Annotated in this window: 10 protein-coding genes; 3 read left to right on the forward strand and 7 right to left on the reverse strand. The window is 70.6% G+C overall.

Going from position 1 to position 11304, the window contains the following annotated elements; all coding sequences use genetic code 11:
* The coding region (locus VF665_RS10480) for a dynamin family protein (protein ID WP_331053374.1) at positions 1 to 1513 on the reverse strand (1513 nt) is incomplete at its 3' end.
* 216 nt (positions 1514 to 1729) lie between these two features.
* Here VF665_RS10480 and VF665_RS10485 point away from each other — a divergent pair.
* A complete protein-coding gene (locus tag VF665_RS10485; RefSeq protein ID WP_331053375.1) occupies positions 1730 to 2224 on the forward strand; it encodes a hypothetical protein in 495 nt (164 codons plus the stop codon).
* An 84-nt stretch (positions 2225 to 2308) separates the two neighbouring features.
* Here the strand turns inward: VF665_RS10485 and VF665_RS10490 are convergent, their stop codons facing one another.
* A complete protein-coding gene (locus VF665_RS10490; RefSeq protein WP_331053376.1) occupies positions 2309 to 2683 on the reverse strand; it encodes a hypothetical protein in 375 nt (124 codons plus the stop codon).
* A gap of 631 nt (positions 2684 to 3314) precedes the next feature.
* Between VF665_RS10490 and VF665_RS10495 the strand changes: the two genes are divergently transcribed.
* The gene (locus VF665_RS10495) at positions 3315 to 4364 is read left to right on the forward strand and encodes a hypothetical protein (RefSeq protein WP_331053377.1); all 1050 of its coding nucleotides are present in this window, start codon (positions 3315 to 3317) and stop codon (positions 4362 to 4364) included.
* 141 nt (positions 4365 to 4505) lie between these two features.
* On the opposite strand, the gene VF665_RS10500 is transcribed toward VF665_RS10495, so the two are convergent.
* Positions 4506 to 5816 carry a DUF1343 domain-containing protein gene (locus VF665_RS10500; RefSeq protein ID WP_331053378.1) on the reverse strand — a complete coding sequence of 437 codons (1311 nt, stop codon included), beginning with the start codon at positions 5814 to 5816 and terminating at the stop codon, positions 4506 to 4508.
* A 157-nt stretch (positions 5817 to 5973) separates the two neighbouring features.
* Here VF665_RS10500 and VF665_RS10505 point away from each other — a divergent pair, with 157 nt between their 5' ends.
* A complete protein-coding gene (locus tag VF665_RS10505; protein ID WP_331053379.1) occupies positions 5974 to 6900 on the forward strand; it encodes a PIG-L family deacetylase in 927 nt (308 codons plus the stop codon).
* Positions 6901 to 6958: 58 nt separating this feature from the next.
* Here the strand turns inward: VF665_RS10505 and VF665_RS10510 are convergent, their stop codons facing one another.
* From VF665_RS10510 to VF665_RS10525, 4 genes are all read right to left on the reverse strand, one after another.
* A complete protein-coding gene (locus tag VF665_RS10510) occupies positions 6959 to 7813 on the reverse strand; it encodes an EAL domain-containing protein (protein WP_331053380.1) in 855 nt (284 codons plus the stop codon).
* Positions 7814 to 8137: 324 nt separating this feature from the next.
* Positions 8138 to 9610 carry a sigma 54-interacting transcriptional regulator gene (locus tag VF665_RS10515; RefSeq protein ID WP_331053381.1) on the reverse strand — a complete coding sequence of 491 codons (1473 nt, stop codon included), beginning with the start codon at positions 9608 to 9610 and terminating at the stop codon, positions 8138 to 8140.
* A gap of 124 nt (positions 9611 to 9734) precedes the next feature.
* Positions 9735 to 10634 (reverse strand): NUDIX hydrolase, encoded by a 900-nt coding sequence (locus VF665_RS10520; protein WP_331053382.1) that lies wholly within the window; start codon positions 10632 to 10634, stop codon positions 9735 to 9737.
* A 105-nt stretch (positions 10635 to 10739) separates the two neighbouring features.
* On the reverse strand, positions 10740 to 11273 hold the full coding sequence (locus tag VF665_RS10525; RefSeq protein ID WP_331053383.1) for a hypothetical protein: 534 nt from the start codon (positions 11271 to 11273) through the stop codon (positions 10740 to 10742).
* Positions 11274 to 11304: the final 31 nt, after the last annotated feature.

Genomic DNA, 11304 nt, shown 5'->3' on the forward strand with positions numbered 1-11304 from the left:
GGATGATGTACAGCCCCGTAACCGCCAGCGCCGTCGCCATCAGAATGCCGGTGATGTCCGCCGCCGCACCGGTGATCACCGTGGCCACCAGCGTGCCCAGGCCAATCGCCCCCACCCCGGCGATCACCGTGGTTCCCGCGCCGCCGCGCACCTCTTCCGCCAGCTTGCGGGCCTCCGCCTCGCGGTTGTATCCCAAAACCACCTCCCGCGCCGCGCTGCCGATCGAGCCCAGCAGCGCCTGCCGGTTGTAGTTGAACCCGGCCCCCACCTCGCCGATCATCCCGTCGCGGTGCCGGCTGATCTGCCGCCGCTCGATGTACGCGGTGATGTCCTGCCACAGCTTCAGGTTGCGCTCCACGATCCAGTCGATGATGCGCCCCACCTCGTCGTCGATCTTCTGCGGCGTGTCGCCCACCACCTGGCGCTCGAACTCGCGGCGGATCTCGTCGCTGCGCATGAGCGCCCGCACGTTGCCGATGCGGATGGTCTCGTCAAAGAAGTTGAGTCCGCGCACCTCCATCTCGCTCAGCAGCGCGTCCAGCCGGCCCAGCCGCGGCGCAAAGTCGCGCAGCATCTCCTGGTGGAACGCCCCGAGCTGCGTGTCGATGTTCTGCAGCGTGGCCACGTCTTCCGCCAGCACCTTGAGCCGCTCGAACGCCGTTTCCTTGTACTTGGAGGCGAGCGTGAGCCCCACGTTCAGCGGGTTCAGCAGCTTGAGGCGAATGCGCTCCTGCTGGTCCAGCGTGTTGAGCAGGTAGTCGTCCACGGCGGGAAAGCCGCTGGCCGCGAACTCCGCCTCGTTGCCGGACGCGCGCGCGTTCATCGCCAACTTTGCCGACACGGGCAGCACCAGCGGCGCCTCGCCCAGCAGCGCCGCGCCGTTCTCCGACACGAACGCCAGCACCTGCGCCCGGTCCGACTCGGCCGACAGGATGTCGATCTTGTTGACGATGAAGACGATCTTCTTTCCCCAGGCGCGGATCTGCTGCAGAAAGCCGCGCTCGCTTTCCGTGAACGGGCGGTCGGCGGAGGTCACGAACAGCACCAGGTCCGAGCGCGGCACGAAGTCGCGGGTAAGCTCCTCGTGCTCGCGCAGCACGGCGTTGGTGCCCGGCGTGTCCACGATGCTCAGGTCACGCAGCAGGGCGGCGGGGTGGGTGCGCTCCAGCAGGTACGCCTCCACCAGTTCCTCGGTCACCTCCTCGCCCCACTTGAGCACGTTGATGCGGTCCGTGGTGGGCGTAACGCCTTCCGGAAGCACGCGTTCGCCAATGAGCGCGTTGATGAAGCTGCTCTTGCCGCTGTTGAACTCGCCCGCGATCACGAGCAGAAACAGCCCGGAAAGCTGCTCCCGCGCCTGGTCGAAGTGCTTGCGGTCCACGGGGTCCACGTCCCCGCCGAACCGGTCCAGCGCCGCGGCCAGCCGGTCCAGCATCTCGCGCTCGCGGGTGCGGAACTCCGCCTCGCGCTCGCCGAGGATGCGGTTGCGCCGCAACAGTTTGCCGATCACCATTCCGTCCCCGCCCCCTGACCCCGGGTGTCCCGCGCCGGCGTGCACCGGCCCCATACCCGCATGGACTCGCAAAGCCGGGGCCGCGGCGGGGCGTCACGAACGCGAACACTTCCGCGTTTCTGGGGTGCAAGGGCGGACGGGCCGGGGTCCCGTGCTCCGCGCCGCCACCTTTCGCATCCACCGATTCGCGATCCACCCCACGCTCCGCGCCGACCCATGCTCCGACTCCGCATCGCCGCCCTGTTCTCCCTGCTCCTTGTGGCCGCCGGCTGCGGTGGCAACGACCTGCTCCCCATCGTGGAACAGATTCCCGGTGCCTGGATGGGGCAGGTCTCGTCCGGCTCCGGCGGCGGGGCCCGCACGCAATCCACTCACCTTGTGCTGGGCGGCGACGGCCGGTTCGTCTGGACCGAGACGCTGTACGGCGACGGCGCGGGGCATCCGGACCTTCCCATGCACCGCTACGCGCGCTTCGGCCAGTACCGTCTCCGGGGCGAGATCCTGGAGATCCGCACCGAAGCGACCGAGAGCGCGTCCGGCCCCGCGTGGACGGTGGTGGAGCGCACCCCGGTGCAGAACCCCGTGTGGTCCGGCGACCAGTACCGCGTCACCTTTCAGGGCGAGTTCATGACGCTGCGCTTTACCACCGCCCCCGCGGACGAGCCGATTGAAACCACGCTGGTCCTGCAGCGCACCCGGCCCATCGACTGAGGGCGGGTGGATGATGATCAAGAACGGGGCGCCTCCCATCGCGGAGGCGCCCCGTTGCTTTTCCCGACAGCGGCGGCCGTCCGGCTACGCGGTGCAGCCGGGATCGTTGAAGCGTACGACCGTCCCCGAGAACAGCGGGTCCGAGGCGCCCGCGGCCTCCGTTCCGGAACGGGCCGACCCGCCCGACACGAGCCCCACGATGGCGTCGCCGCCCATCTGCTTCGCCCGTTCCCGCATGGCCGCCAGCACGGCGTCCGGCGACTGCGTGGGGAGCCGCCTGCTGCCGCTCACCCATCCCACCTCCGTAAACGCGCAGGTCGGGCGGTTCTGCTGATACACCCGTACCTGCGCCTCCGCCGGGCGCGGCGCCGTCTCCCCGGCACCGAAGCGGGCGGACTGCACCGACGGCGCGCACGCCGCCAGCGCCACCAGCGAACCCAGAAGCAGACGTGCGCGCATGGGGACTCCATCATGGCGGGAAAAGGGGATGCGGACTCATCGGATGGTAAACGTCCGTCGCCCGCGCGTCCAGACGCTTCGCGCCCCCGCCATCCTCCGTGCGGCGGCGGCTCCGTCAACGGACGCGATCAGGCGGTGTGTTGGGCGGCTTGGTTGTCGTCGCCCCGCGAAAGCTTCCCCCGCCACCACGCGGCCGCCGCCCTGAACGAGTGCAGCCACCGGTCGCTCTGTCCCCGGAATCCGTCAACGGACGCGATCAGGTGGTGTGTTCGGCGGCTTGGCTGTCGTCCACCACCGATAGTTTCCCCTCCGCCGGCCGCCGCCCTGAACGGATCCAGCCACCGGCCGCTCGGTCGCCGGGTCCGTCAACGGACGCGATCAGGGGGTGCACGCGGCGGCCTCGTCGTCGTCAGGCCGGCGGATGTGCTCTCCAAAAAATGCGGAAAACTCAGCGCGGGCGCTGCGATCGGCACCGGCCCGCCGCCTCCCGCGTCCGCCGTCCGCGCCGATGCGTGCCGTGATAGCGAAGGCCCGCCCCGCGCCGTTCATCCGATCGCGTCCTGAATGCCTGCGCGGCGCCGGGTACGGGGGATGCGACGCGGGGACGGACCCTCGCACTCTCGACTGGCCGATGTTCCCGATCCGCGCCACCCTCGTCCTGCTTCTCGCCCTCGCGGCCGCGCCGGCGCCCGCGCAGACGGCGGTGCGCGGCCGCGTGCTGCTGGCGGACACGGCGGGCGCGGACTCGCTGTACGCCTTCGCCCGGTGGCGCGCGCCGGGCGACACGATCACCCGGACTGATTCGGCGCGGGTCGGGGCGGACGGCCGGTTCGCCATCCCCGTCCCCGCCGCCGCGCCGATGGAGATCGTCGTGGACACCCGCGGATCCGTGCGGAACTACCATCCCGCGCTGGCGCGCATCACCGCGGCGGAATCAGCGGCCGAGCAGGCGTTCGTGCTCGTCCCGCGGCGGTGGACCATCCCCGCGGGCAGGTTCGCGGGGCAGACCGTCCCCATCAGCGCGGACCGGGCGCGGCGGCCGGTGTGCGAGGGGTGCGTCGCCTTCTGGCTGCGGGTGGAGGGATTCCGCGGCCCGTCGTGGTTCCAGAGCTGGGACGCCGCGTCGTTCCCCCTGCGCATCGCCCTGGACCGCGAGAACGGCGTGCCCCGCGGCGCCGTTCCGGACTCCTCGGCGTTCTGGCGCATCGCGCGGCGCATGGAAGACGACTACGGCGCCGACCTGTTCCGCCCCGTCCGCTTCGCCGACGCCGATCCGCAGGACGACGACATCGACCCCAACAACGTCATCCTCCTTCTGGCTGACGCCACGCTCCCCATCTCCGGCCTCACGACGCTGCTGAGCCGCGGCGGGCGCGTCACGTACGGCACCCTGCGCCTGCGCAACCGCGCCCTGGTGCTGGGCCACGAAGGGCCGCGCGTGGTTACGCACGAGTTGATGCACGCGCTCGGGGTGGGCCACACCTGCGCATGGCGGTCGGTGAGCGCCGACCTGCTCCGCTGTCCGGACATGGGAAGCGACGAGCTCACGCCCGAGGACGTGGCCTACGTGCAGGTGCTCTACCGCGTGCGCAACGTGCAGCGCGCCGCCCGCGCCCGCTGGGGCCTGGACGCCGCCATCGCCGGCGAGCGCGCCATCCTTCTCGGCCGCCCCGCGGACTGAAACAACAACCCCCTCTCACGGAACACGCGGAGAAAAACACGGAGGTTCACGGTACAGATCCACCGTGAACCTCCGTGCAGCGGCCGTGAACTCCGTGAGAGGCGGTTTTCCTCCCCGCGTCCGCGAGACCCCGGCTCTGCGCTACTGGCGCGGATACAGGGAATACCGCGCACGGACGGTGTTCCACTCCGCGTTTTCCCGCTCCCATCGCGCGTTGATCTCGCGCGGGTCCTGGCCGGCGCGCACGGCGGCGGGCGCCCAGCGGCTGCCCAGCATCTGCAGCATGGGTCCCATGCCCAGCTGCCGCGGGTTCATCTTCTGGATCTCCGACAGAAACACGAGCCCCGTGAGCACCGGCTTGAACGCGTCGCGGTCGGTGATGCGCAGGCGCACGCCGCGGCAGCGCTGGTTGGGGAACTGCATCCAGTCGCTGCCCCGCGGGGTGAACTCCGCCAGCTCGAACGTCACGCCCGGCAGGTTGTAGCGCCGCACCCGCCGCAGCAGCTCCTGGTTGTCGATGTAGGGCGCGCCCACGTAGCTGAACGGCGTCGGCGTCCCCCGCCCTACCGACAGGTTGGTCGTCTCCAGCATCACCAGCCCGCTGAACGCCAGCGCCGCGTTCAGGTCGCGGATGTTGGGCGACGGGTTGATCCACCGCAGCCCCGTCTGGTCGAACCACTGGTTGCCGCGCCACCCATCCACCGGAACCACCTTGAGCCGCGTTCCCAGCCGGTACTCGCCGTTCACGTAGCGCGCCAGCTCGCCCGCCGTCATCCCGTGGCGCAGGGGGACGGGATAGTGGCCGGTGATCAGCGGGCCCCGGTTGCGCATCTCGAACTGCATCAGCGGCCCCTCCGCCCGCGACGTGACCGGGTTGGGCCGGTCCAGCACGATGAAGGGAATGTTGTGCCGGGCCGCCTCCTCCATGGCCATCGTCATGGTCCACACGTAGGTGTACGGCCGCGCGCCGATGTCCTGCATGTCGAACAGCAGCACGTCGATGCCGCGCAGCATGGCCGCCGTGGGCCGCTGCGTGCGCCCGTACAGCGAATGCACGATCACCCCCGTACGCGGGTCGCGCCCGCTGGCGATGGCCTCGCCACCGTCCACGTTGCCGCGGATGCCGTGCTCCGGCCCAAAGAGCGCCACCAGCCGCACCTCCGGATGCCGGTGCAGCACGTCGATGGAGGTGCGCCCGTCGCGCGTGACCGCCGTGTGGTTGGTGATGAGCCCCACCCGCTTGCCGCGCACCAGGTGCAGCGAATCCCGCAGCAGCACCTCGATGCCCGGCACCACCGGCCGCTGCTGCGCCTCCACCGCCGTGGCGGCGACGGGGGCGGCCGAGGGCGGAGCGGTGGGACGGTCGTGATCGCGCGAAAGGCGCGGGGCCAGCAGGGCCCCGCCCGCGGCGCCCAGCACGGCGGCCGTACGAAGAACGGCGGACAACGTCATGCGTGCACTTCCTTGTCGAACAGGGCACCCGGGTTCAGATGGGCGCGTTGACGGATTTCTGCTACCTCTGCGGGGACCAGCGGCGGTCCCGATCCTGCATGCGAGGCACTCCCCGCGACGTCAGGTGTTGTCGCGCAACTGGCTTGCACAAACGAACATGCCTGTCATTGCCCCGAGAGTCGCGTCGGAGTACGTCGTTCAGCCCCGGCACGAAACGGACCCGGCATACGCCGCCCTGATCCGCTGCTTTCAGCAGCCGGCGGGGACGGTGGCGGTTCCGCGCGTGCTGCTGCTGGCCGCGCACCCCGACGACGAGAGCATCGGGGCCGGTGGCATGCTGCCGCGCCTGGCCGAAAGCGTGCAGGTGGTGCACGTGACCGACGGCGCGCCGCGTCACCGGCGGCAGTGGGGCCGCAACGAGTTCGCGGACTGGGACGGCTACGCGGGGCAGCGCCGCCGCGAGGTGCTGCGCGCGCTGGAAGTGGCCGGCGTTCCCGCCGAGTCGTGCCGCGCGCTGGGAGTGATGGACAACGAGGTGTCGCACAACCTCGTGGCGCTCACCCATCGCCTGCGCGAGCTGGTGGAGGAGCTGCGCCCCGACGTGATCCTTACGCATCCGTACGAGGGCGGGCACACGGACCACGACGCCGTCGCCTTCTGCACCCGCGCCGCGCGAACCCTGCTGGCCCGCGCGGGGGGGCCGGCGCCCGCCATCGCCGAGTTCACCTCGTACCACAACCTGGGCGGCGAAAAGGTGGTGAACCGCTTTCTTCCCTTTGACGGCGCGCCGGAAACGGAGATCGTGCTGACGGCGGAGGAAAAAGCGCGCAAGCGGCGGATGTACGACTGCTTTCCCTCGCAGGGCAACGCGCTGCGCGACATGCCCATCCGCGTCGAGCGGTTCCGGCCGGCGCCGCGCTACGACTTCACCGCCGCGCCGCACGCGGGGCGGCTTCGGTACGAGCGCTACCCGCTGGGCATCCGCGGCGCGCAGTGGCGGCGCATGGCGGCGGAGGCGCTCGCCGCGCTGGGCCTCCCGCGGGATGCAGACCCGCCGCGGGCCCCGCTGGTTCCCCGAATGTGAAAACGGCCGGCGCTCGCGCGCCGGCCGTTTTCCTTCGCCCGTCCCGCTCCCCCGGGAATCAGGCGGCGCGCCGGAGCGCGGGGGGCGCAACCGCGCCCATGATCCGCGGCTCCAGCAGCTGCGCGGCGGGGCGGCCCACCAGGTGGCCCTGCACGCAGTCCACGCCCAGCCCGCGCACCGCCTCCAGCTCCTCGTCCGTCTCCACCCCTTCCACCACCACCGTGGCGCCCATCGCGTGGCCCAGGGCGATCAGCGAGCCCACCACGTGCCGGCGCCCGGTGTGCGCGTCCACCCCGCGCACCAGCTCCAGCGCCACCTTCAGGTAGTCCGGCCGCACCTCCGCCAGCACCCGCAGGTCCGAGAACCCCGTGCCAACGTCGTCCAGCGCGATGCCGAAGCCCAGGTCGCGGTAGCGCATCAGCGCGCGGATGAACTCCGGGTTGCTGCGAATGCGCGATTCCTCCGTCACCTCCACCACCACGCGGCTGGGGTCCACCCCGATCTCCTGCACCGTGCGGCGCGCGAAGTCAAAAAAGGTGGGCTCGGCGATGCGGTCGGGCGACAGGTTCAGAAACAGGCGCGTCCCGGGGCGGCGGAACAGTCCCTGGCGGCCGGCGTGCAGCAGCGACGCCGTCCAGCACACCCGCTCCAGCGCGGGCAGCTCGCCCAGCCCGCTCGCCGTGGCGAACAGGGTGCGCGCCGGGTGCAGCGGCGAATCCGCCGGGCCGCGGGCCAGCGCTTCATATGCCATCACGCCGAGGTCCGCGGCGCGGACGATCGGCTGGTAGAAAGGGGTGACCGTGCAGAAGAACCGGGCTTCGGTCGCTGCCTGAACGGGGGCCGGGGGCGCGGCGGCGATGGTCGCCGTGGCCGAAGCATCACTCGAATCCCAAAGCTGCTCAATATCGAACATGAGGAGATCCCCTCAGAAAGGTGCCCTGAACCGCCGCCATTCCCGCGCCGTGGATGGAATCTCGTCGCGAAGCCCGAATCGCGAATGGGTCGTACTACCCAACTGAACCCTTTCGAACCGGTTCAGGGGCGTTCAACCCCGAACAGCGAAATTGCAGAGGAACAGAGAAAAGCCAGAGGAACAGAGGACCGCACGGGTTTCCTCTGTTCCTCTGGCCCTTCTCTGTTCCTCTGTACCCTGCGCTTTTCTTCCCCGCCCACGAGAACGGGCGTGCTTCAGGCACAAGGCGCATTCACAGCCGCACCCCGCCGTGCTGTGTCCCGCTCAGCTGAACATCTCGTCGCCGAAGGTAAAGCCGCCGCCCTTGCCCTTTCCCTTGCCCGGCTTTTCCGGCTTGGCGCGCCCGTACGCCCCGCTTTCCGCGCGGCTGATGCGGCGGTGGGCGGCCAGCCCCTCCAGCAGCAGCTCCGCCGCGGCCACGGTCATCGGCACGTCGTCGGGCTGCATCATCCCCGCTTCCTCCAGCGCCTCCGCCAGCCCGGGCACGCCGCGCACCCCCTTCATGCACGCCTCGGCGCTGGCGCCGTCGCTGATCTGCAGGACGCCCCCGCGGTCAAAATGCTCGATCACCGTGTCCAGCATGTCGACCTCCCACACCCGGTCGAACACCTCGCGCGCGGCCGCCGCGATCAGGTCGCGGGCAATCACCTCCGAGCCCTGCAGCTCGCCCTCGTACTCCAGCTCCATCTTGCCCGTAATGCTGGGCATGGCCGCGTACACGTCCGCCACGCGCGGCAGAATGCGGTCTTCTCCCGCCAGCAGCGCGCGCCGCTCCGCGTTGCTCACCGCCGTTTCCAACACGGTGATGGGCATGCGCTGGCTCACCCCGCTGCGCCGGTCGATGCGCTTGTCGCCGCGCGCCAGAAACGCCACGCGCTCCACCAGTTCGGAGATGAACGGCGGCACCGTGACGGGCGACGAGCCCGCGCGCTCCACCCACGCCTCCTGCGCCGTGATCTCCATCCCCTCCTCCGCCGAGCGCGGGTAGTGCGTCAGGATCTCGGCGCCGATGCGGTCCTTGAGCGGGGTGATGATCTTGCCGCGCGCCGTGTAGTCCTCGGGGTTGGCGCTGAAGACGAGCATCACGTCCAGCGGCAGGCGGACGGGAAATCCCTTGATCTGGATGTCGCCTTCCTGCAGCACGTTGAACAGGCCCACCTGCACCTTGCCCGACAGGTCCGGCAGCTCGTTGATGGCAAAGATGCCGCGGTTGGCGCGCGGCAGCAGACCGAAGTTGATGGTCAGCTCGTCGCTCAGCAGGTGCCCGCCCCGCGCGGCGCGGATGGGGTCCATGTCGCCGATCAGGTCCGCCACCGTCACGTCGGGCGTGGCCAGCTTTTCCACGTAGCGCCGGTCCGGCCCGATCCACTCCAGGGGCGCGTCGTCGCCCGCTTCCTGAATCAGCTGCCGGCCGTGCTTGCTGATGGGGGCAAACGGGTCGTCGTTCACCTCGCTCCCCGCCAGCACCGGGATTTCCGGGTCCAGCAGAGTGGCCAGCTGGCGAAGAATGCGGCTCTTGGCCTGCCCGCGCAGCCCGAGCAGAATGAAGTTGTGGCGCGACAGCACGGCGTTCACGAGCGACGGGACCACGCTGTCCTCGTAGCCCACGATGCCCGGAAAGAGCGGCCCGCCCGCCTTGAGGCGGGCCACCAGGTTGTCACGGATCTCCGCTTTTACGGAACGCGGCTGGTAGCCGGCGGCGCGCAGGGCGCCGAGCGTCGTGGGGCGCTGCGTCATGACTCCGGATTGGATCTGGGGATCAGGGTCGGCCGCGTGCGGGGCCGCAAGAACCGTGAACGGGGCGGCGCCATCACCCGCCGCCCCAAGCGTAGTCCAACGTACGTCTAAGCTTGCCCGATGGCTACGCCTCGTCTTCCGGCGGGAGCACGATGGCCACGCCGTCGCCCTGCCTGCGCATCACGGGAAGGATCATGGGAACCGGCGCGCTGCCCAGGGCCGACAGCATCTCGTCTACTGAACCGTAGCGCGCCAGCCGGCGCAGCGTGTGGACGGTGGGCGGCAGCATCTTGAGCGATTCGGAGCGGAAGTGCTCCACCGCCACGGCGGGCGTGAGCCAGATGGATTCCGTCATCTCCGCCTCGTGCGGAACGCAGAGCGCGTCCGCGCCCACGGGCGCCAGAAAGAAGCGCGTGTCGTAGCGGCGCGGCTCCGGCTCCGGCGTCACCCAGTGCGCCAGGTACACCATGCGGTCCGCGGCCAGGCGCACGTTGCGCGTCACCGCCACCTGCCGCATCCCCACAACCTCCGAAAGCAGCGCGCGGCGCGCCACGTCCAGCGACTCCGCGTCCGCCGCCACCCCGGCATCACTGGAGAGAAGGATGCCGGTTTCTTCGAATGCCTCGCGGATGGCGGCCACCACGAACCCCAGCGCCTCCGCGGGGTCGTCCAGTTCCATGCGCGCGGCCCACTCCTCCGGCGACGGGCCGTCCAGCCGGTCCGCGATCAGCGGCTCGCGGTCCTCCTTGTCCACCGTGCCGCCGGGGAACACCCAGGCGCCCGCCGCAAACCCGCTGCGGCCGTGGCGGCGCAGCAGCAGCACTTCCGGGCCGTCGTCGCCGTCGCGCACCAGCACGATGGTGGAGGCCGGGCGCGGCGGCGCGGGCACGAACCCGCCCTCGGCCACCTTGTCCGCAAAGCCCGCGGGCAGATGTTCTTCCGGAATCAGGAACACGCCGGGGTCGCCCGTGGCGCGGCGCGCGGCGGAGGCGGCGGACTGGCTGGTGTTGGACGGGTCGGTCACGGAGGTCTGGTCAGGCTTTGGTGATGCGCGGCGATCTGCCCGCGCCTGCGCGCGCGGCCCACTGCACGAATCCCGCCGCGGGACGATGCGCCCCGCACAGGCGGTTCATGCCCTGCCATTCAGGTCGAAGCCGGAGAACGTGCCGGTCTCCACGTCGAATTCGATGGACCAGAACCCGAGCCAGCCATCGCAGGAGTTCACGGGGCTCGATCTCCACCTCACGGTGTCCGCGGGAAGCCCGCCGCCCCTTCGGATGAGGTCGGTCGCGAACGCGTTCACGTAGATCGCCCTTCGCCCGTCCGGGCGCACCAGGCCGATGTACTGGCGGTGGTAGCTGATCTTTCCGCCGTCCTTCTTCTCCCGGCGCAGAAGAGGGTTCACCGCCGCGGGCAGTCCCGCCTCCATCCGCGCGATCTGCTCCCGCGTGGGTTCCCAGAACCCCGCCACGTGCGCGGGTGGCGTTCGGCACGGCTTCACGAGTTCGGGGCCGTCCGCGAACGGCATGATCACGCTGTTCTCGGGGCGGATCACCACCGACGTCGAAGACGAAAGCGCGTCGCAGGAAACCAGCTGCAGAACCGCGAGCAGTGCGGCCACGCTTCTCCAGCCCGCTCCGCGCGACGAGGGCATCTCACGCATCAACCACAATCCTGTGATGGTTCCGAACCGG

This window comes from Longimicrobium sp. (genome assembly GCF_036387355.1).
GTDB lineage: Bacteria > Gemmatimonadota > Gemmatimonadetes > Longimicrobiales > Longimicrobiaceae > Longimicrobium.